Source organism: Streptomyces araujoniae (assembly GCF_050871195.1).
Lineage (GTDB): Bacteria > Actinomycetota > Actinomycetes > Streptomycetales > Streptomycetaceae > Streptomyces > Streptomyces bacillaris.
Genome location: NZ_CP194070.1, coordinates 6,475,621 through 6,499,492, shown reverse-complemented (window position 1 = coordinate 6,499,492; position 23,872 = coordinate 6,475,621). Strand labels below are relative to the sequence as shown.

General features: G+C 73.8%; 21 protein-coding genes. 8 read left to right on the top strand and 13 right to left on the bottom strand.

Translation table 11 applies throughout. From position 1 onward, the window contains the following. Nucleotides 1-118: 118 nt before the first annotated feature. The 3 genes from pucD to ACQ9ZG_RS27800 are packed head-to-tail and all read right to left on the bottom strand — an operon-like array spanning nucleotide 119 to nucleotide 4,064. A complete protein-coding gene (pucD, locus tag ACQ9ZG_RS27810; protein WP_109915348.1) occupies nucleotides 119-2,575 on the bottom strand; it encodes a xanthine dehydrogenase subunit D in 2,457 nt (818 codons plus the stop codon). Beyond that, on the bottom strand, nucleotides 2,572-3,171 hold the full coding sequence (locus ACQ9ZG_RS27805) for a (2Fe-2S)-binding protein (RefSeq protein ID WP_028418180.1): 600 nt from the start codon (nucleotides 3,169-3,171) through the stop codon (nucleotides 2,572-2,574). The genes pucD and ACQ9ZG_RS27805 overlap by 4 nt, the downstream gene beginning before the upstream one ends. Nucleotides 3,172-3,173: 2 nt before the next feature. Continuing rightward, entirely contained in the window at nucleotides 3,174-4,064 is an 891-nt protein-coding gene (locus ACQ9ZG_RS27800) for an FAD binding domain-containing protein (RefSeq protein ID WP_018491570.1), read from the bottom strand. A gap of 315 nt (nucleotides 4,065-4,379) precedes the next feature. Between ACQ9ZG_RS27800 and ACQ9ZG_RS27795 the strand changes: the two genes are divergently transcribed. Beyond that, complete coding sequence (locus tag ACQ9ZG_RS27795) at nucleotides 4,380-6,233, top strand: PucR family transcriptional regulator ligand-binding domain-containing protein (protein WP_415738842.1); 1,854 nt, start codon at nucleotides 4,380-4,382, stop codon at nucleotides 6,231-6,233. A gap of 162 nt (nucleotides 6,234-6,395) precedes the next feature. Next, entirely contained in the window at nucleotides 6,396-7,178 is a 783-nt protein-coding gene (locus ACQ9ZG_RS27790; RefSeq protein WP_028418178.1) for a hypothetical protein, read from the top strand. Nucleotides 7,179-7,335: 157 nt separating this feature from the next. Here the strand turns inward: ACQ9ZG_RS27790 and ACQ9ZG_RS27785 are convergent, their stop codons facing one another. After that, nucleotides 7,336-8,094: an SDR family NAD(P)-dependent oxidoreductase gene (locus ACQ9ZG_RS27785; RefSeq protein WP_109914372.1), complete on the bottom strand. Its 759-nt coding sequence runs from the start codon at nucleotides 8,092-8,094 to the stop codon at nucleotides 7,336-7,338. A gap of 147 nt (nucleotides 8,095-8,241) precedes the next feature. On the opposite strand from ACQ9ZG_RS27785, the gene ACQ9ZG_RS27780 reads away from it, so the two are divergent. After that, nucleotides 8,242-8,877 carry a TetR/AcrR family transcriptional regulator gene (locus tag ACQ9ZG_RS27780; protein WP_028418176.1) on the top strand — a complete coding sequence of 212 codons (636 nt, stop codon included), beginning with the start codon at nucleotides 8,242-8,244 and terminating at the stop codon, nucleotides 8,875-8,877. A 37-nt stretch (nucleotides 8,878-8,914) separates the two neighbouring features. On the opposite strand, the gene ACQ9ZG_RS27775 is transcribed toward ACQ9ZG_RS27780, so the two are convergent. Then, nucleotides 8,915-9,727 (bottom strand): GntR family transcriptional regulator, encoded by an 813-nt coding sequence (locus tag ACQ9ZG_RS27775; RefSeq protein ID WP_499281337.1) that lies wholly within the window; start codon nucleotides 9,725-9,727, stop codon nucleotides 8,915-8,917. Nucleotides 9,728-9,873: 146 nt separating this feature from the next. Between ACQ9ZG_RS27775 and ACQ9ZG_RS27770 the strand changes: the two genes are divergently transcribed. After that, nucleotides 9,874-10,725: a (2Fe-2S)-binding protein gene (locus tag ACQ9ZG_RS27770; protein WP_028418174.1), complete on the top strand. Its 852-nt coding sequence runs from the start codon at nucleotides 9,874-9,876 to the stop codon at nucleotides 10,723-10,725. Nucleotides 10,726-10,971: 246 nt separating this feature from the next. Continuing rightward, nucleotides 10,972-12,081 (top strand): DUF2637 domain-containing protein, encoded by a 1,110-nt coding sequence (locus ACQ9ZG_RS27765; RefSeq protein ID WP_028418173.1) that lies wholly within the window; start codon nucleotides 10,972-10,974, stop codon nucleotides 12,079-12,081. A 43-nt stretch (nucleotides 12,082-12,124) separates the two neighbouring features. Here the strand turns inward: ACQ9ZG_RS27765 and ACQ9ZG_RS27760 are convergent, their stop codons facing one another. From ACQ9ZG_RS27760 to ACQ9ZG_RS27750, 3 genes are all read right to left on the bottom strand, one after another. Next, the gene (locus ACQ9ZG_RS27760; protein WP_202439343.1) at nucleotides 12,125-12,499 is read right to left on the bottom strand and encodes an ATP-binding protein; all 375 of its coding nucleotides are present in this window, start codon (nucleotides 12,497-12,499) and stop codon (nucleotides 12,125-12,127) included. A 314-nt stretch (nucleotides 12,500-12,813) separates the two neighbouring features. Next, nucleotides 12,814-14,556: a pyruvate dehydrogenase gene (locus ACQ9ZG_RS27755; RefSeq protein ID WP_028418172.1), complete on the bottom strand. Its 1,743-nt coding sequence runs from the start codon at nucleotides 14,554-14,556 to the stop codon at nucleotides 12,814-12,816. Nucleotides 14,557-14,671: 115 nt separating this feature from the next. After that, nucleotides 14,672-16,525 (bottom strand): protein phosphatase 2C domain-containing protein, encoded by a 1,854-nt coding sequence (locus tag ACQ9ZG_RS27750; RefSeq protein ID WP_499281336.1) that lies wholly within the window; start codon nucleotides 16,523-16,525, stop codon nucleotides 14,672-14,674. 674 nt (nucleotides 16,526-17,199) lie between these two features. Here ACQ9ZG_RS27750 and ACQ9ZG_RS27745 point away from each other — a divergent pair. After that, the gene (locus ACQ9ZG_RS27745) at nucleotides 17,200-18,324 is read left to right on the top strand and encodes a helix-turn-helix domain-containing protein (protein ID WP_499281335.1); all 1,125 of its coding nucleotides are present in this window, start codon (nucleotides 17,200-17,202) and stop codon (nucleotides 18,322-18,324) included. A gap of 36 nt (nucleotides 18,325-18,360) precedes the next feature. Further along, the gene (locus ACQ9ZG_RS27740; protein ID WP_018491582.1) at nucleotides 18,361-18,843 is read left to right on the top strand and encodes a DUF456 domain-containing protein; all 483 of its coding nucleotides are present in this window, start codon (nucleotides 18,361-18,363) and stop codon (nucleotides 18,841-18,843) included. Here the strand turns inward: ACQ9ZG_RS27740 and ACQ9ZG_RS27735 are convergent. After that, on the bottom strand, nucleotides 18,768-20,225 hold the full coding sequence (locus ACQ9ZG_RS27735; protein ID WP_499281641.1) for a DNA-3-methyladenine glycosylase 2 family protein: 1,458 nt from the start codon (nucleotides 20,223-20,225) through the stop codon (nucleotides 18,768-18,770). The two genes, ACQ9ZG_RS27740 and ACQ9ZG_RS27735, sit on opposite strands and share 76 nt — an antisense overlap. A gap of 76 nt (nucleotides 20,226-20,301) precedes the next feature. Continuing rightward, complete coding sequence (gene rsgA, locus ACQ9ZG_RS27730) at nucleotides 20,302-21,474, bottom strand: ribosome small subunit-dependent GTPase A (RefSeq protein ID WP_109916928.1); 1,173 nt, start codon at nucleotides 21,472-21,474, stop codon at nucleotides 20,302-20,304. Between the two features lie 345 nt (nucleotides 21,475-21,819). Here rsgA and ACQ9ZG_RS27725 point away from each other — a divergent pair, with 345 nt between their 5' ends. Beyond that, on the top strand, nucleotides 21,820-22,320 hold the full coding sequence (locus ACQ9ZG_RS27725) for a DUF5949 family protein (RefSeq protein ID WP_018491585.1): 501 nt from the start codon (nucleotides 21,820-21,822) through the stop codon (nucleotides 22,318-22,320). Nucleotides 22,321-22,483: 163 nt separating this feature from the next. Here the strand turns inward: ACQ9ZG_RS27725 and ACQ9ZG_RS27720 are convergent, their stop codons facing one another. The 3 genes from ACQ9ZG_RS27720 to ACQ9ZG_RS27710 all read right to left on the bottom strand — a co-directional run bounded on the left by ACQ9ZG_RS27720 (nucleotide 22,484) and on the right by ACQ9ZG_RS27710 (nucleotide 23,812). Then, nucleotides 22,484-22,891 (bottom strand): rodlin, encoded by a 408-nt coding sequence (locus tag ACQ9ZG_RS27720; RefSeq protein ID WP_018491586.1) that lies wholly within the window; start codon nucleotides 22,889-22,891, stop codon nucleotides 22,484-22,486. Nucleotides 22,892-23,026: 135 nt separating this feature from the next. After that, entirely contained in the window at nucleotides 23,027-23,263 is a 237-nt protein-coding gene (locus ACQ9ZG_RS27715; protein WP_028418166.1) for a hypothetical protein, read from the bottom strand. Between the two features lie 138 nt (nucleotides 23,264-23,401). Then, the gene (locus ACQ9ZG_RS27710) at nucleotides 23,402-23,812 is read right to left on the bottom strand and encodes a rodlin (RefSeq protein ID WP_018491588.1); all 411 of its coding nucleotides are present in this window, start codon (nucleotides 23,810-23,812) and stop codon (nucleotides 23,402-23,404) included. Nucleotides 23,813-23,872 lie beyond the last annotated feature (60 nt).

Genomic DNA, 23,872 nt, shown 5'->3' with positions numbered 1-23,872 from the left:
GTGCGGGGTGCGGAGAGGTGTGACGTTCTCGGCTCGGCACACCGCCCGGAGAGTCCCGGGGGGGGGACCGCTCAGGGGCGGCCGGGTGACGACCGGTGGGAGATCACCCGGCGGCCCGTCAGGAACTGGTGCCGGTGAGGTGCTCGGGGCGTACCGGTGTCCTGTTCAGCTCCAGCCCGGTCGCGTTCCGGATCGCCGCGAGGACGGCCGGGGTCGACGACAGGGTGGGGGCCTCGCCGATGCCGCGCAGCCCGTACGGGGCGTGCTCGTCGGCGAGTTCGAGCACGTCGACCGGGATCGTCGGCGTGTCGAGGATGGTGGGGAGGAGGTAGTCCGTGAAGGAGGGGTTGCGCACCTTCGCGGTCTTCGGGTCGACGATGATCTCCTCCATGACGGCCACGCCCATGCCCTGGAGGGTGCCGCCCTGGATCTGGCCGAGGACGGAGAGCGGGTTGAGCGCCTTGCCGACGTCCTGGGCGCAGGCCAGTTCGATGACCTTGACCAGGCCCAGTTCGGTGTCGACCTCGACGACCGCGCGGTGGGCGGCGAAGGAGTACTGGACGTGGCCGTTGCCCTGTCCGGTACGGAGGTCGAACGCCTCCGTGGGGCGGTGGCGCCACTCCAGCTCGATGTCGACGACCTCGTCCTCCAGCACGTCGGCCAGGTCCGCGAGGACCTCGCCGCCGTCGGTGACGACCTTGCCGCCCTCCAGGAGGAGTTCGGCGGTGGCCCAGGCCGGGTGGTAGGTGCCGAACCTGGTGCGGCCCAGCTCCAGGACCTTCTCCCGTACGGCTTCGCAGGAGTTCTTGACCGCGCCGCCGGTGACGTACGTCTGGCGGGAGGCGGAGGTGGATCCGGCGGAGCCGACGCGGGTGTCGGCCGGGTGGATGGTGACCTGGTTGACGCCGAGTTCGGTCCGGGCGATCTGGGCGTGGACGGTGACGCCGCCCTGGCCGACCTCGGCCATCGCGGTGTGCACGGTGGCGACCGGCTCGCCGTTGATGACCTCCATCCGGACCCGGGCGGTGGAGTAGTCGTCGAAGCCCTCGGAGAAGCCGACGTTCTTCAGGCCGACCGCGTAGCCGACGCCCCGGACGACGCCCTCGCCGTGGGTGGTGTTGGAGAGCCCGCCGGGCAGGGCGCGCACGTCGACGGAGGTGCCGTCGGCGCCGGCCGTCAGCCACTCCTGCTCGGGCGGCAGCGGACGGGCCTTGACCCGGCGCAGCAGCTCGGCGACCGGGGCCGGCGAGTCGCAGGCCTGGCCGGTGGGCAGCAGGGTGCCCTGCTCCATGGCGTTGATCTGCCGGAACTCCACCGGGTCCATGCCGAGCTTCGCGGCCAGCTTGTCCATCTGCGCCTCGTAGGCGAAGCAGGCCTGGACCGCGCCGAAGCCGCGCATCGCGCCGCAGGGCGGGTTGTTGGTGTAGAGGGCGACCGCCTCGATGTCGACGTCCTCGATCTTGTACGGGCCGACCGAGAGCGAGGAGGCGTTGCCGACGACGGCCGGGGAGGCGGAGGCGTAGGCCCCGCCGTCCAGGACGATCCGGCACTTCATGTGCGTGAGCTTGCCGTCCTTGGTGGCGCCGTGCTCGTAGGTGAGCTTGGCCGGGTGCCGGTGGACGTGGCCGAAGAAGGACTCGAACCGGTTGTAGACGATCTTGACCGGCTTGCCGGTGCGGAGCGCCAGCAGGCAGGCGTGGATCTGCATCGAGATGTCCTCGCGGCCGCCGAAGGCCCCGCCGACGCCGGAGAGCGTCATGCGGACCTTGTCCTCGGGGAGGCCGAGGACGGGGGCGATCTGCTTGAGGTCGGAGTGCAGCCACTGGGTGGCGACGTACAGCTCGACCCCGCCGTCCTCGGACGGTACGGCGAGACCGGACTCGGGGCCGAGGAAGGCCTGGTCCTGCATCCCGAAGACGTACTCGCCCTTGACGATGACGTCGGCGCGCCTGGCGGCCTCGTCGGCGTCCCCGCGGAAGATCGGCTGGCGGTGGACGATGTTGGGGTGCGGGACGTGGCCGATGTGGTGGTCGTCGCGGCCCTCGTGGATGAGCGGGGCGTCGGGCGCGGTGGCCGAGGCCTCGTCGGTGACGAGCGGCAGCTCCCGGTACTCGATCTTGATCTTCGCGGCGGCCCGGCGGGCCGTCTCCGGGTGGTCGGCGGCCACGATGGCGACCGGCTCACCGTGGTGGCGGACCTTGCCGTGGGCGAGGACGGGGGTGTCCTGGATCTCCAGGCCGTAGTTCTTCATCTCGGCCGGGAGGTCGTCGTAGGTCAGCACCGCGTAGACGCCGGAGGTGGCGAGCGCCTCGGAGGTGTCGATGGAGACGATCTCGGCGTGGGCGACGGTGGAGCGCAGCGTCTGGCCCCAGAGCATGTCCTCGTGCCACATGTCGGAGGAGTACGCGAACTCGCCCGTGACCTTGAGGGTGCCGTCGGGGCGGAGCGTGGACTCGCCGATGCCGCCCTTGGTGGGCGAACCCTGCGTGATCTCGGTGGGCGTTCCGGCCGGTACGGTCTGGGCCCTGGGTGCGGTGGCTCCGGGGCGGGCCGTGGCTTCGGGGTATGTCGTCATGACTGGACCGCCTCTCCCTGGCGGGCGGCCGCGAGGCGGACCGCGTCGAGGATCTTCTCGTACCCCGTGCAGCGGCACAGGTTGCCGGAGAGCGCCTCGCGGATGTCCTGGTCGGACGGGGAGGGGGTGTTCTCCAGCAGTTCGTCGGCGGCGACCAGCAGCCCGGGGGTGCAGAAGCCGCACTGGACGGCCCCGGCGTCGATGAAGGCCTGCTGGATCGGGGACAGCTCGACGGCCTCGCCGGTCTGGCCGTCGGTGGGCCGGGCCTGCCAGCGCTTGGCGGAGTCCAGGGTGGTGCCGCAGGCGCCGGTGGCGCAGCCGCCGCCGGGGTGGGCGTCCTGGCGGTGCTTTGCGTAGTCGGCCAGGCCCTCGACGGTGACGACCTCGCGGCCCTCCACCTGGCCGGCGGCGACCAGGCAGGCGCAGACGGGCACACCGTCCAGGCGGACCGTGCAGGACCCGCACTCGCCCTGTTCGCAGGCGTTCTTGGAACCGGGCAGCCCCATACGCTCACGCAGCACGTAGAGAAGGGACTCGCCCTCCCACACGTCGTCGGCTTCCTGCTGACGGCCGTTGACCGTGAAATTGACTCGCATGGTTACGCAGCTCCTTCCAGCGTGCGGCCCGCGCCGCGGTACTGCTCCCAGGTCCAGCCGAGCGTGCGGCGGGCCATGATGCCGACCGCGTGCCTGCGGTACTTCGCCGTGCCCCGGACGTCGTCGATCGGGTTGCAGGCGCCGGAGGCGAGGGCGGCGAACTGCTTGGCGATGGCGGGGGTGATGATCTTTCCGTTCTCCCAGAACCCGCCCTCCTCCAGCGCGGCGTTCAGGAAGTCCTCGGCCTCCTTGGCCCGGATGGGCGTCGGGGCGGCGGAGCCGATGCCGGTGCGCACGGTGCGGGTCTCGGGGTGCAGGGCGATGCCGAACGCGCAGACGGCGATGACCATGGCGTTGCGGGTACCGACCTTGGAGTACTGCTGCGGTCCGTCGGCCTTCCTGATGTGCACGGCGCGGATCAGCTCGTCCGGCGCCAGGGCGTTGCGCTTGACGCCTGTGTAGAAAGCGTCGATGGGAATCAGCCGCGTACCGCGTACGGATTCGGCCTCGACCTCGCAGTCGGCGGCGAGGAGGGCCGGGTGCGCGTCACCGGCCGGCGAGGCGGTGCCCAGGTTGCCCCCGACCCCGCCGCGGTTGCGGATCTGCGGCGATGCGACGGTGTGCGAGGCGAGCGCCAGACCCGGCAGCTCGGTGCGCAGGTGCTCCATGATGGAGCTGTACGGCACGGAGGCGCCGAGCCGTACGCTCTCCTGGCCCACCTCCCACTCGGACAGCTCATCGACGCGGTTCAGGTCCAGGAGGTACTCGGGCCGCCGGTGGTCGAAGTTGATCTCGACCATCACATCCGTGCCGCCCGCGATGGGCACAGCCGTGGGGTGCTCGGCCTTGGCGGCGAGCGCCTCCTCCCAGCTGGCGGGGCGAAGGAAGTCCATGAGTGGCTCTCTTCTTCTCAATCGGGTCGTACACCGGGGCTGGGGACGGCCGGCCCTCGACTGCCTCGTGTGGCTCGTTCATGTGGTGTTCATGTGGTGTGTGGCCCAGTACACAAGCCAGGACCCGGCGGGTGCAGTCACCGAAACACTGAAGGAGTTGGCTGGTCTCCGTCCTCGTCTTGTAGATTCGAACGAATGGCGGGGAACAGTAACCTCGCCGTAATTCACAGGTACCCGTCCACCCCTGTGGTCCCCCACCCCTTCCCGGCTTCACCCACCTGCTCCCACCCCTACGGAAAGATCGGCGGCGACGAGATGCGGCTGCGCGCACTGCTGGAGACCGATGCGCTGGGCCTGCGGCTGCTCGGCGGCCAGGACGAGCTGGACCGCACGGTCCGGGGCGTCATGACGACCGACCTGCGCGACCCCAGCCGCTACCTCTCCGGGGGCGAGCTGGTGCTGACGGGGCTGGCCTGGCGGCGGGACGCGGGCGACTCCGAGCCGTTCGTCCGGATCCTGGCGGGGGCCGGGGTGGCCGGGCTGGCGGCGGGCGAGGCGGAGCTGGGGGACATCCCGGCCGATCTGGTCGAGGCGTGCGACCACCACCGGCTGCCGCTCTTCGCGGTCCACGAGACCGTGGCATTCGCAACGATCACCGAGCATGTCGTACGCCAGGTCTCCGGCGAGCGGGCGGGCGATCTGGCAGCGGTGGTGGACCGCCACCGGCGGCTGATGACCTCGGGCCCGGCGGGCGGCGGCCCCGAAGTGGTCCTGGACCTGCTCACCTCCGACCTGGACCTGCGGGCCTGGGTCCTCTCCCCCACCGGCCGCCAGATCGCCGGGGCGGGCGCCCCGCTGCCGGGCCCCCTGGGTGCGACGCTGGCGGGGCACCACCTGGCCGCGACCCGCACCGGACGCCGGGCCCCGCACCGGGCGGCCGTGGCGGGGACGACGTACTCCCTCTTCCCGATCCGGAACACCGGCCGGGGCGCGGTCCCGGCCGCCCGGGACGTCCGGGAGTCGGTGCTGTCGGACTGGCTGCTCGCCGTGGAGGCGGACGCCTCGGACTGGCCGGCGGCCCGGCTGGACCTGCTCCAGGGCGTCACCCAGCTGATCGCGGTGGAGCGGGACCGCCGCGAAGCGGCCCGTACGGTACGCCGGCGGCTCGCCCAGGAGGTCCTGGAGCTGGTCCAGGCGGGCGCCGCCCCGGCCGAGATCGCCGCCCGGCTCCGGGTGGCAGCCCCGGTCCTGCTGCCCGGCCTCGGGGTGGCCCCGCAGTGGCAGGTCGTGGTGGCCCGGGTCGACTGGACCGCCGCCGACGCGGCCGCGCCGGGCGGTGTCCCGGGCGACATCGCGGGCGGGCCGGTCGCCCAGGCACTGCTGGAGGAGATCCTCGTCGACCCGGCGGTCAGCGGCCCCGACTCCGCCGACCGGATCGCCGTCGCCCACACGGGCGAGGAGGCCATCGCGCTCGTACCGCTCCCTGCCGGGCCCGCCCCCCTCCCGGACACGGTAGGTGACACCACGGACACCGGTGCCGGCACGGACGCCGGTCTCCCGGCGGGCTCCGGCGGGCCCGTACGGACGACGGGAACGAGGGCCGGGGCGAGTCCCGGAACCGGTACAGCCCCGACGGGCTCGTCCTCCGCGACTCCGGCCGCCGCCCAGGACCCCGCACTGCACGCGGACGCGCTGCTCGCCGCCGTACGCGAACCGCTCGCGGCGGGGCTCGCCGACGACGGGCGGCTGACACTCGGTGTCAGCGCGGCCGTGCACTCGGCCGAGGGGCTGCGCGGGGCGCTGGAGGAGGCCCGGCACGCCCGCCGGGTGGCGGCGGCCCGGCCGGGCCGGGTCTGCGCGGCGGGCCACCACGAGCTGGCCTCGCACGTGCTGCTGCTGCCGTTCGTCCCCGACGACGTCCGCCGGGCCTTCACCGCCCGGCTGCTGGACCCGCTGCGCGACTACGACCGGCGCCACCGCGCGGAGCTGATCGAGACGCTGGAGGCCTTCCTCGACTGCGACGGCTCCTGGACCCGCTGCGCGGCCCGGCTGCACCTCCACGTCAACACACTGCGCTACCGCGTCGGCCGCATCGAGCAGTTGACGGGCCGTGACCTCTCGCGGCTGGAGGACAAGCTCGATTTCTTCCTCGCCCTGCGTATGAGCTGACCCGCGCGCCCCGCCGTGCGCGGGTCCGCTCCCCCCGTTTGTGAATTCCTTCACCTGACATCGGTCGGACCTCTTGGCCCGGCGTGCCGATCCGTGCTGAGATGCGGCGGTACTCAACAGCACAATGGCGCGCTCGGGGAGGGCAATGTGGCGGATACCGCCATGTCTGGTTCCGGAACGACAGCAGATGACGATCCGCCGCTCCAGACAGCGGTATGGCGGCTGCGGTCCCGCGCCTGCTGGACGGATGCGGCCGCCCTGCTGGAGCCGCACGCGGCGGGCGATCCGGCGGCGGCGCTCCAGCGCACCGCCCTGCTGACCGAGCGGTGTCTCTACACCGGCGAGGGGTGGACCGACGCCGAGGACGCGCTGCGGAGCGCGGAGGCGCTGGCCCGCACCGACGACGAGCGCGGCGGGGCCGCCTGTGAGCGGGGCCATCTCGCTTACGCCTCCACCCTGTTGGGCGTACGGGACCGCGCCGACGAGGCGAGCGTGGCGCTGAGCCGGGCGGCGGCACTGCTGGCCCCCACCGCGCCCGGACGGCCACTGCTGGACTTCCGGCGCGGGCTGATCGCGCAGAACATCGCGGACGCCCCGGAGTCCGCCCGCGCCGCCTACCGCCGGGCGCACGCCGGTGCGGCCGCGCGCGGCGACGAGCTGCTGCTCTCCTTCACCTGGCGCCACCTCGCCGCGCTCGCGCTCCAGGAGGGCGAGCTGGCCGAGGCCCGGCACGGGTTCGCGGAATCCCTGCGGATCCGGGAGGAGCTGGGCTATCTGGTCGGTACCGCCCCGGCGCTGATCTCGCTGGCGGAGGCGGAGCCCGAACCGGAGGCGGCCCGGCTGCGCGCGGAGGCGGGGCGGCTGTTCCGGCTGCTGGGCGGGGTGCCGACCTGGCTGGCGCCGCACCTCGGGGTTCCGGGTCCGCGACCGGCGGCGGCGAGCTGAGGACCGCCCCGGGGTGCGCCCCGCGCCCGCCCCGGGGCACGTCGCGGCGGGGTGAGGGCGGGACCGGCGCCGGCTGACTCCGGCGCGGAGGCGGGGGCGGGGGCGGGGAATCCGACCGCGCCGTCGCCCGTGGCGTGGGGCGGGCCGGCCAGCCCGGTCAGAGCAGAACGCCCCCGGAGACCTCGACGCGCTGGGCGGTCAACCAGCGCAGGCCCTCGGAGGCCAGCGTCGCGATGGCGTCGCCGATCTCCTCGGGTTCGCCGACGCGGCCGAGCGCCGTCTGCCCGGCCAGGCCGTCGCGCAGAGCGGCGTCATCCCGCATGGCACCGCCGTTGAAGTCGGTGGCGGTCGGCCCCGGGGCGATGGAGTTGACCCGGATGCCCCGGGGGCCGAGTTCCGCGGCCAAGGTGCGGCTCATGGCCTCGACGGCGGCCTTCGAGGCCGAGTAGACCGAGGTCCCGGGACTGGTGTGGCGCGTCAGCGACGACGAGACGTTGATGACGTGGGCGCCTTCCGCCAGCATCGGCACCAGCGCCTGGACGAGGAAGAACGTGCCCCGCACGTTCGTGCCGAACACCGTGTCGAAGTCGGCGGCCGTGACCGCTTCCAGCGGGCCGAAGACGCCCACCCCCGCGTTGTTGACCACGACGTCGAGCCGCGACGCACCCCAGCGCTCCAGCAGTCCGCTCAGCTCGGCGGTGAAGGCCCCGAAAGAGGCGGGGTCGGCGAGGTCGAGGCGCACGACGGCCGCGGTACCGCCCGCGGCGCGCACGTCCCGCGCCGTCTCCTCAGCCCCGGCCGCGTCACCGCGGTGCGTGACCACGACCCGCATCCCGCGCGCCGCCAGCGCACAAGCCGTACTCCGGCCCAGACCACGGTTGGCACCGGTCACCAGAGCGATTCCGTCGGCTGTCATCGGCTACTCCCTCATCACACGGCGCCGGAGGGGCGTCGGGCACCGCCGCCAGTCGCGAGTCAGTCGACTCGCCTTTCCCTGGCAGCGTAGGCACGCCAGAAGAGGCGAGTCAAGTGACTCGCCTCGGGACTAGGGCATACTGGGCGCATGGCAGCAGAGCTCTCCGCACACCACCGGCGCCTGGCCCAGCAGAAGCGTGCGGCGATCATCTCCGCGGCGACGGACCTCTTCCTGGACCACGGCTACGACGGCACGTCCCTCGCCCGCATCGCCGAAGTCGCGGCGGTCTCGAAGTCCACCCTGTTCAAGCAGTTCCCCACCAAGGCGGCCCTCTTCGAGGCCATCGTCACCGAGTCCTGGCAGCGCGATGCCGCCGAGGCCGTCGCGCGGCCCGAGGCCGGAGACCTGCGTTCCGGCCTGACCTCCATCGGCCACCGCTACGCCGACCTGATGAGCCGGCCCGGCATGACAGCCCTGTTCCGCATCGTCATCGCCGAGCTGCCCCGCTTCCCCGAACTGGGGCGGATGCAGTTCCAGCTCGGCAAGCTGCCCTACTTCACCTCGGTCCAGCGCTACCTGGAGTCGGAGCACGAGGCCGGCAACGCCGACGTTCCGGACGCCGAGAGCGCCGCCAACCAGTTCCTCGGGATGATCGCCAACTACGTCCTGTGGCCCCGCATGCTGCTGACCGACTGGAACCCCACGGCCTCCGACATCCGCTACTCCGTCGAGCAGGCGGTGGAGACCACGCTCGCCCGCTACGCCCCCGGCCGCCGGGCCTGATCCGCGGCCGGACCGCGTACGCCGGAGCGCGCCCGGGTCAGCCTTCCGCGCCCGCGAAGTGCTCCCGGACGAGCGCCTGCACGACGGCCAGGTCCTGGGCGGCCAGGGCGTCCAGCAGCGCGGTGTGCTCGGCGGCGTCGGCCAGCAGGTAGGCGCGGCGGGTGGCGGGATGGGCGACGAGGGGCCACTGCGAGCGGCGGTGCAGCTCGTCGGCGACCGCCACCAGCTGCTCGTTCCCCGCCAGGGCGAGGACCGCGCGATGGAAGGCCCGGTCGCACTCCGCGTAGCTCGCCCGGTCGCCCACCGCGGCCGCCGCGACGGTGGCCTCGGCCAGCGGCCGCAGCGCCGCCCACCGCTCCGCCGGGACGGTCCGGGCCAGCCGGAGCATCACCGGCACCTCGATCAGGGCCCGCACCTCGGCCAGCTCCGCCAGCTCCCGGGGCCCGCGCTCGCTGACCCGGAAGCCGCGGTTCGGCACCACCTCGACGGCGCCCTCGGTGGCCAGCTGCTGCATCGCCTCGCGCACCGGGGTCGCGGAGACCCCGAAGCGGGCGCCGAGCACGGGGGCGGAGTAGACCTGGCCGGGGACCAGCTCGCCGTCGACGAGCGCGGAGCGCAGGGCCTCCAGGATCTGACCCCGGACGGAGTGACGGACGACACGGGGGACGGGCGGCTCGGAATGCGCGTACCCGGCCTGCGGGTGCTCGCCCCGCGCCCCGCGCCCGCCCCCGGCGTCCCGCGAACGGCCGACGGACAGCTGTTCGGGAACCCGGCCGGTCGCGGGGGCGTCCGCGGGCACGCCGGGCGCGCACGGCGGCCGTACGCCCTCGCGCGCGCTGCCCTGCTCCACCCGGACCTCCTCGGCCTGTCGGCGGGCCGGGTCGCGTGCGCCCGGCCCCCCGTGCACGATAGAGGGAGGAGGCCGCAGTTCAAACATCGATGACGTCGGGTAAGGTTAGCCTTACCTGCACACGATCCCGATTCGGTGGTCCCTGCATGACCCTCACTCCGCTGCTCGCCGGCGCCGCGACGATGTCCCCCGTGGCCGCCGCGTACACCCGCCTGACCGAGGTCTTCCCCGGTCTGCGCGCCGAGGTGCTCGACGAGGGCGTGAGCGCCCCCACGGGCGCCGGCTGGGTCGGCGCGGCCGAGCTGGCCGCCGGCGGGACCGCCGTGGACACCTTCCTGGCCTGGGACAACGCCCAGGTGCTCCGGGACTACGGACAGCAGGCCCGCCCCGACGTGGTCGCCAGCTTCGGCCTCCACCGGTACGCCTGGCCCGCCTGCCTGCTGGTGACCGTGCCCTGGTTCCTGCACCGCCGGGTGCCGCGCGTCCCGGTCGAGGACGTGGCCTTCCAGCGGGCGCTGGGGCACCTGACCGTGCGGGTGCGGGAGTTCGCCTGCCTGCCGGACGACCCGGCGGCGGACCTCCCCGGCGCCCGGGTGGTGCCGGACGAGGCGGCGCTGCGGGCCGAGGTGCTGGCCGCGCTCACCGAACACCTGACCCCGGTGCTGGAAGGTTTCGGCCCGCGGATGCGGCGGGGCAAGCGGGCCCTGTGGGGGATGGCGACCGACGAGATCGTCGAGGGCCTCTGGTACATCGCGCATCTGCTCGGTGAGGAGCGCCGCGCGATGGCCGAGCTGGAGCTGCTGCTCCCCGGCACCACGAAGCCGTACGTCGGCACCGCGGGCTTCCGCGAGCTGACCGGCCCCGAGGGGCAGTCGCTGCCGACCCGGGACCGGGCGAGCTGCTGCCTCTTCTACACGCTGCGCCCGGAGGACACCTGTGTGACCTGCCCGCGCACCTGCGACGCGGACCGGGTCCGGAAGCTCGCCACCGCTTCCTGACCTCGGGCCGGCCGACCGCCCACCCTCCCGGCCGACCGAAACGGAAGGCCCTGATCCACACCGCTCTTCCGGATGACGTGGAATCGAACGCAACTCGCTTTCACCGCGCGACAGTTCGGGAAGATTCCACCCATCGATAGCCTCTCCCACCCCCATGGCGTGCTCTTGTCCCGAAACCCGCGGAGCGGGACGGGAATTCCGTCACGATGGCGCACGAAACGCCCTACGTGATGCAAGGGACCGCGCATGAGACTGACCGACATATCGCTTGACTGGCTGCTTCCGGGCGCCGTGCTGCTCGTGGGAGTCATGGCGGCGGTGACGGTGGTCGCTCGCGGCAGGCGTGCCGCCGGCAAGGCCGCGGCTGACGACTCCTGGGAACGCAGCGAGGAGCGCCGGCGACGCAAGGAAGCGCTGTACGCCACCGCCAGTTACGTCCTGCTGTTCTGCTGCGCGGCCGTCGCCGCCGCGCTCTCCTTCCACGGGCTCGTCGGCTTCGGCCGGCAGAACCTGAACCTGAGCGGCGGCTGGGAGTACCTGGTCCCGTTCGGCCTGGACGGGGCCGCGATGTTCTGTTCCGTGCTGGCCGTTCGGGAGGCGAGCCACGGAGACGCGGCGCTCGGCTCCCGGCTGCTGGTGTGGACGTTCGCCGGGGCCGCCGCCTGGTTCAACTGGGTGCACGCCCCCAGAGGCATGGACCACGCGGGCGCCCCGCACTTCTTCGCGGGGATGTCCCTCTCGGCCGCGGTGCTCTTCGACCGCGCGCTGAAGCAGACCCGGCGGGCCGCGCTGCGCGAACAGGGCCTGGTGCCCCGCCCGTTGCCCCAGATCCGGATCGTCCGCTGGCTGCGGGCCCCCCGGGAGACCTTCGGCGCCTGGTCGCTGATGCTCCTGGAGGGCGTGCGCACCCTGGACGAGGCGGTGGACGAGGTGCGGGAGGACCGCAAGGAGCGGGAACAGGACCGGGTGCGCCGCCGCGACCAGGCCAAGCTGGAACGGGCCCGTATCAAGGCCCTCAACCGGCAGAACCGGGCCTGGGGGCGCGGCCGCATCGGCCACCAGGTGGACGTCCAGGCGCTCGCCCCGGCGGGCTCCGCGACGGGCGGCACGGCGCCGCCCGTCGCGGAGCCCGCCATAGCAGAGCCGGGTCAGCTGCCTCTGCGCCCCCGGCCATCCCTGCAAGCCGTCGGCCCGACACAGCCGGCGGACGGTTCGAGCTCGAAGAGCCGTGGCCCTTCGAACCCGGGAAGTGACCCGGGGACCGTCGACCTCACCGCCGAGGACGACACCCAGACACTCCCCCGGCTCGACTCGCTGGAGCAGAAACTGAAGGATCTGGAGCAGCAGTTCGGCTGAGCGTGCGGGCCGCCGGCCCGCACGCCGTGCGGCGGAGGGGCGTTCAGACCCCTTCGCCGCGCAGCTCGAACCAGACCACCTTCCCCAGGGCCCGCGCCTCGACCCCCCAGGCGTCGGCCAGGCTCCGCACCAGGATCAGCCCCCGGCCGTGCGTACCGTCGTCGGCGTTCGGTACGTACGGCGCGGGCAGATCCGCCTCGAAGTCCTGGACCTCCACCCGGAGCGCAGCGGTCGTGGCCGTCGCGGTGACCACGGCCCCGTGCCGGGTGTGGATCAGCGCGTTGGTCACCAGCTCGCTCAGCAGCAGCTCCGCCTCCTCGATCCGCTCGGCGCCGGAGCGATGTCGGAGGAACTCCCGCAGCTCGCGCCGGACCTCCCCCACCGCGGACCGTTCCGTATGGCCCACTCGTCGGCGCATCCGGGCAGGCTGCTGCGCCTCGCCCGGTCTCCGTCCCCGGGGGCCCCGCCCCTCGGTGGCCCGGTCTCTCTTCTGACGCTTCACCGTTTCCCCCGCCCGCACAGCGATCGGACCTCCTCCGTCTCGGCCGTCCGTCGAACAGCCTCACGGGATGCATGCCCCTGTACGCGCACGGTCACGCTTGCCGATCCGGCCGGAGGAGCACGGGCCGGGGCAGCGGGGGGCGCATGGGGAACGCCGCCCCACGGATGCGGTCAGGGGCGCTCCGGGCGGCGCAGGGAGCGCATCAGAGCCGGGAGGAGTCGCTCACGGTCTCAAGGACGGGGCACGTTACGGAGGTTGGAGCGGGCCATCTGGAGCATGCGCCCCACTCCGCCGTCCAGGACGACCTTGCTGGCCGAGAGGGCGAAGCCGGTGACCATGTCGGCCTTGATCTTCGGCGGGATGGAGAGCGCGTTGGGGTCGGTCACCACGTCGACGAGGGCCGGGCCCTTGTGCTTGAAGGCGTCCTTCAGCGCGGCCTGCAGCTGCTTGGGCTTCTCCACCCGCACCCCGTACGCCCCGCAGGCGCGGGCCACGGCGGCGAAGTCGGGGTTCTTGTTGGTGGTGCCGTAGGCGGGCAGCCCGCCGACCATCATCTCCAACTCCACCATGCCCAGAGAGGAGTTGTTGAAGAGGACCACCTTCACCGGCAGGTCGTACTGGACGAGGGTGAGGAAGTCGCCCATCAGCATGGAGAATCCGCCGTCGCCCGCCATCGCCACGACCTGCCGTCCGCGGTCCACGAACTGGGCGCCGATCGCCTGCGGCAGCGCGTTGGCCATCGAACCGTGGCTGAACGAACCGATCACCCGCCGCTTGCCGTTGGGCGTCAGATAGCGGGCGGCCCAGACGTTGTTCATGCCGGTGTCGACGGTGAACACCGCGTCCTCGTCGGCCATCTCGTCCAGCACGGAGGCCACGTACTCGGGGTGGATCGGGGTGTGCTTCTCGACCTTGCGGGTGTAGGCCTTGACGACCCCCTCCAGCGCGTCGGCGTGCTTCTTCAGCATCCGGTCGAGGAACTTGCGGTCGCTCTTGGGCTTCACCCGGGGCGTCAGACAGCGCAGCGTCTCACGGACGTCGCCCCAGACCGCGAGGTCCAGCTTCGAGCGCCTGCCCAGGTGTTCGGGCCGCACATCGACCTGCACGATCTTCACGTCGTCGGGCAGGAACGCGTTGTACGGGAAGTCCGTGCCGAGCAGGATCAGCAGATCGCACTCGTGGGTGGCCTCGTAGGCGGCGCCGTAACCGAGCAGCCCGCTCATGCCGACGTCGTACGGGTTGTCGTACTGGATCCACTCCTTGCCCCGCAGCGCGTGGCCGACCGGGGCCTTCACCTTCTCGGCGAACTCCATCACCTCGGCGTGCGCGCCCGCCGTCCCGCTGCCGCAGAACAGCGTCACCCGTTTGGCCTGGTCCACCATCCGGCAGAGCTTGTCGATCTCGTCGTCGCCGGGGCGCACGGTCGGCCGCGAGGTGACGAGCGCGTGCTCGACGGACTTGTCCGGGGCGGTCTTGGAGGCGACGTCCCCCGGCATCGTCACGACGCTGACGCCACCGCGCCCGATGGCGTGCTGGATGGCCGTCTGGAGCAGGCGCGGCATCTGCTCCGGGTGGGAGATCATCTCGTTGTAGTGGCTGCACTCCTGGAAGAGCAGCTCGGGGTGCGTCTCCTGGAAGTAGCCGAGCCCGATCTCGCTGGAGGGGATGTGCGAGGCGAGGGCGAGGACCGGGGCCATCGAGCGGTGCGCGTCGTACAGCCCGTTGATCAGGTGCAGGTTGCCCGGGCCGCACGACCCGGCGCAGGCCGCCAGCGCTCCGGTGACCTGGGCCTCGGCCCCGGCGGCGAAGGCGGCGGTCTCCTCGTGCCGGACGTGGATCCAGTCGATGGCCGAGTTACGCCGGATGGCGTCCACGACGGGGTTCAGGCTGTCGCCGACGACCCCGTACAGCCGCTTGACGCCCGCGCGGGCGAGGATGTCGACGAACTGCTCCGCCACGTTCTGCTTGGCCATGGGTGCGCGCCCTTCTCCCTCTGCTCCGTGCCCTGTCGGCTGTCCGGACTCCGGAGACCGAAACATCGGCCGGACCGCTCGGTCTCCGGAACCCATCAACCCACGGCGGACGCGGTTACGCCTCCCAGACGGCCGCGCAGGTGCGGTCGTCGGCGTACCCCTTGATCCGGAGCTGGGTGTCGGCGAGGAAGGCGGGCAGACCAGGCGGACCCGGCGGGCGCCAGCGCTCGGCCAGCTCGGCGGGCAGCTCCGGTTCGCCGCGCATCGGCTCGGCCAGTCCGTTGCTGCAGAGCAGCAGCGTGTCGTCCGGCCGGGCGACGGAGGCCCGGAAGCGGAACAGCTCGGCGGGCGGCGGGGCGGGGCCGTCGCCGTACGGGGACGGGGGCGTGGTGATCTGGAGGTCCATGGTCAGCCGGTCGCCGTCCGCCCCCTCCTCGGCGGGACTGTCGGCCGCCGCGGAGGGCTGCTGCTCCGGAATCACCGGCTCCAGGTCCTGCCACCGTCCGTCGCGGAGCCGGAACAGACCGCCGCTGCCGACGCCGAAGAAGACCCGGGTACGGCAGTCGGGGTCGGCGGAGAGCAGCAGGCACCGCAGGCTGGTGGTGTACTCCTGCGGTGCCAGGCCGAGTTCGGCGGCGCGGGCGCGGAGCTTGCCGTACGTACGGTCGGTGAGCCGGTGCAGCCCCGACTTGAGGTCGGCCCGGCGGCCCGCCCTTATGTCCTCGGAGAGCCGGGCGTGGCTGCGGGCCACGGCCCCGCCGATCCAGCGGCAGGCGTCGGCCGCCGCGAGGTGCGCCCCCTCACCACCCCGTACGCCCCCGGCGACGGCGACCAGCACGAGGGCGCTCTCGGCGGCCCCGAACCGCGCGGTGAGCAGCGCGTCCCGGCGGGGCTCGCCCCGGAACCGCGCGGAGTCCCCCCGCACGGAGGCGGCCCGCAGGGTGTACGTCCCGTACCGCGCGCCGTCCAGCACGGTGTCGGGGACCAGGGCGTCCAGGTTCTCCGAGGTGGCGGCGGGGAGCGCGGCGGGATCGGCGTCGTAGGTGGGAGGCCGGTCCCCCAGATGGCCGACGAGCGGCCGGGTCCCTCCGCCCCCGTCCGCCGGTGCGTCGCTCGCGGCCCAGTCCGGCGGGAGCTGGTGCAGGGCACCGGGATCCGGGACGGTGGCGGTCTCGTCGGCCGTCACCTCGGGTTCCGGCGCGGGCGGCTTCGGCGCCGCGAAGGTACGGGGGCGGGGCCCGGGCGGACCTGAGGGGGCTTCCCAGGGGGCGGGGAAGACGATGTCACGGGGCCCGGGAACGGCGGCGGGAGCCGGGGGCGCGGCGGACGGGGTGACGGCCGGGGCGGGTGGGGCGGCCGGGATGGACGGGGCGGAGGGCGCGGGATCGGGGGCCGGGGCCGAGGCGGTCGAGGGGGCAGGGGCGGTGACGGGGGCCGCTGGATACGCGTCCCAGGCGGACCGGGGGTCGGGGGCCGGGTCGGCCGGCCGTTCGGACTGCGGCACGGGGGCGGGCCCCGGTACGCCCGGCTCCCGCGGTGGCTCCGCAGGCCTTCCGGGCGGCGGCGCGGGCAGGTGCCCGAGCTCGCCCTGCCGCTCGGGTCCCCGCTCCGTCCGCGCCCCCGGCCAGGGCTCCGACGGCAGGTCTTCCGCCCCCGGTTCCGGTCCCCGCTCCGTCCGCGGCCCGGTCGGCCGTCCGGGCGGCGGCGCGGGCAGGTGCCCGAGCTCGCCCTGCCGCTCGGGTTCCCGCTCCGTCCGTGGCCCGGTCGGCCGTCCGGCCCGCTCCTCGGGTCCGGGTGCCGGTCTCCGCTCCGGGGCCGCTGCTCCGCTCACCGTGTCCGACACGGAGTCGAAGCGGTCGTCGAGGCTGTCGGGCGCGCTGCCCGGACCCGTGTCCGGCGCGGTCTCGTCGTACAGCTTCCGCCACCAGTCGTCCTCGTGGGCGGCGGGCTTCTCCCCCTGCTGACTCATGCCCTTATTGTCCACCGCGGAGCCCGCCCGAAAACGGGGCATCGGGAAAAAGTCCGCGGGCGAACTACCCCGCGAACAAGGCCCACCGGGCGGCCCCACCCCCATGGGAAGGACGCCCGGCGGACCGGTCGGTGTGATCGGCGGATCATCGTTCCAGCGGGTGACCGGCGTACCGTCCGCGTGGTCGACGGGCGCCGGTCGACAAGCGCCGCCCGCTTACCGCCCTGCCGGTCCGTGGCCGCCGCGTGCCAGCTCTCGCCGTACGAGAAGGAGACGGTGGCGGCGGTGATCCGGCCGGGGGGTGACCGGCACGGCCGGTGGCCGGGGGCCGAGGCGCGGGCCGGCCGTCGCGGGGACGGCCTTCATCCCGCCGGGCTGCCGGCCCCGACGACCGGAACGGTGCGGGCAGGGTGGCGGCGGGGGCGGAGGCCCCCGAGGCGCCCGTACGCGGTATCGGGCGCATCGCCCTCCCCCGGCCGTTCCGGACGAAGCAGCCCAAGGAACCGTATTCCGGAGGTTGCTGGTGCTGCGGTGGCGCAACAGTGGCAGCGGGGCCAGGGGTACAGGGGATGATGTGCGCGGCGGGTTCACGCCGTGGCCCTTTCCCGCCACGGCGCCGACCGGCCGGCACGGGCGCTGCGACGCGCGATCACCACACCGGGGAGGTCGAGGGAATGCTGGGGGCCATAGGTCTCGACGAGCGGCAGGAGGCCGTGTACCGCGTACTGGTGGCGGCCGGGGCGGCGGAACTCACCGATCTCGCCCACCGGCTCTCCCTCCCGGAGGCGGAGGCCGGGCGGGTGCTGCGCCGGCTGGAGCAGCAGGGGCTGGCCGCGCAGTCCTCGGCGCGCCCGGGCCGCTGGGTGGCGGCCCCGCCGGGCGTGGCGCTGGGGGCCCTGCTCACCCGGCAGCGTCAGGAGCTGGAGCAGGCGGAGCTGGCGTCGGCGCTGCTGGCGGAGGAGTACCGGGCGGAGGCGAGCGAGCCCGCGGTGCACGATCTGGTGGAGGTGGTGACCGGGGCGGCGGCGGTCGCCCGGCGCTTGCACCAGGTGCGGCTCGGGGCCGCCTCCGAGGTGTGCGCGCTGGTCACCGGGAAGCCGGTCGCGGTGACCGGCACGGAGGAGGGGTCCGAGGAGCGGGCGGCCTCGCGCGGGGTCGTCCACCGGGTGGTCGTCGAGCGCGAGGTGCTGTCGCTGCCGTCGGGGATCCTGGAGCTGTCGGCCGCGCTGGGCCGGGACGAGCGGTGCCGGGTGGTCGACCGGGTGCCGACGAAGCTGGTGATCGCGGACGGCACCACGGCCATGGTCCCGCTGACCGGCCGGGGCGCCGAGCCCGCCGCCCTGGTCGTCCACGCCAGCGGGCTGCTGGAGTCGCTGACGGGCCTCTTCGAGGCGGTGTGGCGGGAGGCCCTGCCGCTGCGGCTCGGGGCGGGCGGGTGCGGGGTGCGCGAGGAGGGCGTCGGCCCGGACGCGACGGATCTGGAGATCCTCTCCCTGCTGCTGGCCGGACTGACCGACGCCAGCGTGGCCAAGCAGCTGGAGCTGGGGCTGCGCACCGTGCAGCGCCGGGTCAAGGGGCTGATGGAGCTGACCGGGGTCTCCACCCGGCTCCAGCTGGGCTGGCACGCGTACGAACGCGGTTGGGTGGCCCGCTCGGGACCTCAGGCGGTGACCGGGACGACGGCGACGCCCGGTACGACGGCAACGGCCCCCAGGACACTCGCAGCACCCGGAGCAGCCGTCACCCCCTCCGCCCCGCCCGCCGCGCCCCCATCGGCGCAGGTCGCCGGGGTGCGCTGACGGGCGGAGCGGTGCTCTCTCCGGCACGCTGGTCGGATGAGTGTGTGGCAGCTCGTCGCCGTGGGCCTGGTCATGCTGCTGGGGCTGGTCGGGGTCCTGCTGCCGGGCGTGCCGGGCCAGGCGATCGTCTGGGCCGCGGTGCTGTGGTGGGCGCTGACGGACATGACCCCGACGGCCTGGGGTGTCCTGATCGGCGCAACGGCCCTGATGCTGTTGAACCAGGCCCTGAAGCCGCTGCTGCCGCCCCGCCGCCCGGGTGAGTCGGGGGCGCCCCGCCGGACGGTGCTGATCGGCGGGGTCGCGGGGATCGTGGGCTTCTTCGTGGTGCCCGTGGTCGGCGGGATCGCCGGGTTCGTGGGGGCGATCTACGGGGCGGAGCGGCTGCGGCTGGGCAGTCGCGGGGCGGGATGGACGTCCGTGCGCTCGGTGATGCGGGCGACCGGCTACGCGACGCTGGTGGAGCTGTTCGCCTGCCTGCTGGTGGCGGGCGCCTGGCTGGGCGCGCTGCTCTGGGGGTGACCGCTCCCGGCGCGCGGAGCGGCCTCCCGTGCGGCGGTCTCCCGGTGCCGTACGGCGTACGAGCGCCACGGCTGCCACCGCTCGGCCCCCGGTGTCCCGTACGGATCCACGTCCGGGTCGCCCAGCGCCCGCATCCGGATCAGCGCGGCGGTCCGCCGGTCCACCCCGGGCAGGGTGGCGAGCACGCGTCCGGCCTCCGCCCGGTCCGCCCCGGCGTCCAGCCGCAGCTGCCCGTCGGCGAGCGCGGTGGCCAGGGACTTCAGGGCGGGGTCGGGGACGGCACCCGCGAGCACGCCCGGCTCGGGGAACACGTGCGTCAGCGCGCCGCACGGCACGTCCAGCACCTTCCCGTACCGCTCGACCAGTTCCTCGGCCCGCTCCCGCCCCACCAGCGCCCGTACGGCCTCCTCCTCCGGGTCCGCGGCGCCCGGCGAGCGCAGCCCCGGGCAGGCGGCGACCAGCGGGGCGAGCCGGGGGTCGGCGGCCAGGGCCTCGTCGACGGCGTACGGATCGGCGTCCAGGTCGAACAGGCGCCGAAGCCGCTGGACGGCGGTGGTCATGTCGCGCAGATCGGTGAGGTGGATCCGGGCCTCCAGCCACGGCCCGGGGGACGCCTCGTCGACCGCGACGATCCCGGTCCCGTACGGCAGCCGCAGCGTACGCCGGTAGGTGCGGCTCCCCGGCTCCCCGGTCAGCTCCTCGACCCGGGCCACGGTCCCCTCCCCGAGCAGGTCGAAGACGGCCCCGGCGGCATACGGGCCCCGGTGGGCGAGCCGCAGCGGGATCCCCGCGCGCAGCCCCGTGGCCCGGCCGCCGCCGAGCCCGGTCCCGGCCTCCGCGCGCAGGGCGCTGGGGGTGCGGGCGTAGATCCGGCGGATGGTGTCGTTGAACTGCCGCACACTGGCGAACCCGGCCGCGAAAGCGATCTCGGTGACGGGCAGCACGGTGGTCTGGAGGAGCACCCGGGCGGTGTGCGCGCGCTGGGCGCGGGCGAGCGCGACGGGTCCGGCGCCCAGCTCGGCGTTGAGCTGGCGCTGGACCTGCCGGGCGCTGTAGCCGAGCCGCCCGGCCAGCCCGGGGACGCCTTCGCGGTCGACCACCCCGTCACCGATGAGCCGCATGGCCCGGCCGACGACGTCGGCGCGGACGTTCCACTCGGCCGAGCCGGGCACGGCGTCGGGGCGGCAGCGGCGGCAGGCCCGGAACCCGCCCGCCTGGGCGGCCGCCGCCGTGGGGTAGAAGCGCACATTGGGGCGTCGGGGGGTGACGGCGGGGCAGCTCGGCCGGCAGTAGATGCCGGTGGTCACGACGGCGAAGAAGAAGGCCCCGTCGAACCGTGCGTCGCGGCTGCTCACCGCCTCGTACCTGCTCCGGTCGTCCATCACACCGTCCAGTGTGCGGCAGCCGCCGCTGCCGCACTGGCGGTTTTCGGACGTCCAGCCGTACGGGCTCCGGGGGCTACCGCACCCGGCCGCCGCGCTTGGCCTGCCCGGCCGCACGCCCCTCGGCGCCCTTGCGCTTCCAGCCCTTGAGGATCTCCGAGCGGACCCGGGCGTCCGTCTTGGCGACGATCCGCTGGTTCTCGCGCAGCAGCTTGCGGTAGCTCTCCAGCCTCCGGTCGGGGAGCGACCCGTCCTCCAGCGCGCCGAGCACGGCGCAGCCGGGCTCGCTGCGGTGGGCGCAGTCGTGGAACCGGCAGCGGGCCGCCAGCTCCTCGATCTCCGCGAACAGCTCGCCGACCCCGGTCCCGGCGTCGTAGAGGCCCACCCCGCGCAGCCCGGGGGTGTCGATGAGGACGCCTCCCTGCGGCAGGACGAGGAGGTTGCGGGTCGTGGTGGTGTGCCGGCCCTTGCCGTCGGTCTCCCGGGCCGCCCGGACCTCCATCACGTCCAGGCCGAGCAGGGTGTTGGCGAGGGTGGACTTGCCGGCCCCGGAGATGCCGAGCAGCACGCTCGTACCGCCGGAGACGAGGGCGCCGAACACGTCGAGCCCTTCCCCGGTGGTGGAGCTGACGGGCAGCACCTGGACGCCGGGGGCGACGGCCTCGACGTCCTGGACGAGGTGGGAGAGGGTGACCGCGTCGGGCACCAGGTCGGCCTTGGTGAGCAGGACGACCGGCTCCGGCCGGTGCTCCCCCGGTCCGTGGCCGTCGCCCAGCAGGGCGGCCCCGTCGGAGCTGGAGAGGGCGAGGGCGAGGAAGCGCTCGATCCGCCCGAGGTCCAGTTCGACGGCGAGCGAGACGCAGATGGCGATGTGGTCGATGTTGGTGGCGAGGACCTGCCCCTCGGACCGCTCGGACGAGGTCGAGCGGACGAAGGCGGTACGGCGCGGAAGCAGCGTACGGACGAACCGCGGGTCGCCGTCCGCGTCGAGCGCCACCCAGTCGCCGGTGCAGACGATCCGCATGGGGTCGCGCGGCACCACGAACGCGGTGTCGGCCCGGACCGGGCCGTCGGGGGTGATGACATCGCACCGGCCGCGGTCGACGCGCAGCACCCGCCCCGGCACGAGGCCCTGACCTGCGCAGGAGGAGAAGGCGGCCGCCCAGCCGTGGTCCCAGCCGTACGGGGTCAGCGGGTGCGAGGAGGGAAAGGAGGAGGAGGACGGAACCGGAAGGAACGGGAGAGACAAGGGAAACCCTTCACAGGGTGGCCCCGGCAACGCGCTCTCGGCGCGGGAGGAAGACGTACGGCGTGTACGTGGAGTGGGTCAGCCGGTGGCCACGGGGGTGGGAACGACGCTCTTCGGCTTGTGGGCAGCGCCCACAGCGACGACAGTCATCAATGTCCTCACCTCCTGGTTCCTCGAAACGGTTCGCCGGGACCGGTTCACCGGCCGGCCGACGCGCCCACCTTAGCTCCGCGGCTCCCGGCGGCGTCAACGGATTTTCCGGCTCCCGCCCCGATCCCACCCATCTCCCTCGATCGGGTGATACGCGTGCATAACGACCGGTCCGGGGCCATTAGGGTGCCGGTCATGACCACACCTCAGACCTCCACCGGCACCTTCACCCCTGCCCAGTTGGGCACCCAGATCCTGATCGGCTGGAGCAGCCGCCAGCCCGACGCCGACCAGGACACCGCCTATCTGCTCTCCTACTCCCTCGGGGACGGGCAGGACGGCCCGGAAGCGGGCCGGGAGGCGCTGAGGATCGCGCTGGAGCGGGCGGGCCTCCAGGTGGGCGGCCCGATCCAGGACGCGGCCGAGGCCCCCGGCATCCAGGCGAAGCTCCTCGTCCAGGCGGGCCAGGCCGTCCTGACGATGCCTCATCTCAAGGCGCAGTACCCCGCTCCCCCGGAGTGGCTGGCGGCCGCGCTGGCGCAGGGCCAGGTGTACGGGATGTTCGCCACCGCCCCGTGGCCGGAGGCCGTTCCGGGCCGGCCGGTCAGCGAGGACCAGCTGCGGGCCTTCGCGGCGAACGAGGAGGTCGTCCGCACCGCCGCCCACTGCCTGCTCCCGGTCCGCTCCCTCGGCTGATCGGCGCCTCCCCCGGCCGACGGCGCGTACGGCGATGCCCACCACCCCGCGCGGGGTGGTGGGCATCGCCGTACGCGCCCCGCACTGCCGCCACAACACGGGCGGGCGGCCCGGGGAAGAACCCCGGGCCGCCCGCGCTCGATACGTGTCAGGCCGTGGTGCGTCAGTTGTTGCCGACGCCGTTGCCCGAGAGGACCGGGATGTCGTCCAGGATGTGCGACAGCGGCTCGTCGCCCTTGGCCTGGGTCGAGTTGTCGGTGCACTGCTGGTTCTGCGGGTTGGACAGGACGTTGATGTCCTGGACCGTGACCGGCACGAGACCGACGAGCGAACCGACGTTGACCTTGGCGGGCAGGCCGACGCAGAGCTTGTTCAGGGTGCCCTGGACGAGCTGGTTCTGCGGGCTCCAGTCGCCCTTGGTCACGGCGTTGCCGATCTCCGACTCGGCACCGTTGCCGTTGACGGTGGTGGTGCCACCGTCGTTGCCGATCGCCATGGCCGTGGGAGCCGCGACAGCGGACAGGCCGAGCAGGGACACGGCCACTGCGGCGCCGGCCATCATCTTCTTCATCAACTTCACCTTTCGGAGCGTCCCGTTGTGGAACGTACTGATCAACTGCCCGGGGGCCCGATCGGTTGCGCAGTACCACTCAAATGGGTTCGTTCCGGCGCAAGGTCGACGCCACTGCCCAGTTCCCCCACGGGTTCAGCCGCCGAGCGTCTCCTCCGGCACACGGGCCGCCGGTACGAAGGTGCCGCGCGGCGCCGGCTCCTGGTGCGGGCGTTCGGGCGACGGGGGTTCGGACGGGGACGGTGCGGCCGGCGGGTGCTCGCGCCCGGCCGCCCGCCACTCGGCGACGAGCCGGTCGTAGATCGGGGTGCCGCCGGCCGGTGCGGGCCACGGCTCTCTGCTCTGCGAGGTCTGACTGTCGTACGGATCCATGCGGAGGCCCTACCCGGCCGGGCACCGTCCGTCAGCCGGGGCTACGGCATCCGGCCCAACCGGATACCCCGGCCGGAGGCACCGGGACACGGCGAAGGGCCGGTCCGTGCGGACCGGCCCTTCGCGTACTGGCCGGACTCAGTTGTTGCCGGCGCCGTTGCCCGAGAGGATCGGGATGTCGCTGAGCAGGTGCGACAGCGCCTCGTCGCCCTTCGTCTGGGTCGAGTTCTCGGTGCACTGCTGGTTCTGCGGCGAGGACAGGACGTTGATGTCCTGGACCGAGATCGGCACGACGCCGACGAGGGAGCCGAGGTTCCCCTTGAGCGGCAGCGCGATGCAGGGCTTGTTCAGCGAACCCTGGATCAGCGCGAACTGCGGGGACCAGTCGCCGTAGGTGGCGGAGTTGCCGTACGCCTGCGAGGCGCCGTTGCCGTTGACCGTGGTGGTGCCACCGTCGTTGGCGATCGCCATCGCGGCGGGGGCGGTGGCGGCGGAGACGCCGACGACCGAGGCGGCGACCGCCGCGGAGGCCATGATCTTCTTCAGCATGGGGGGGACCTTCCGGAAAGTGATGCGGATGGGGATGCGGAGCGGTGAAGGGACCAGCGG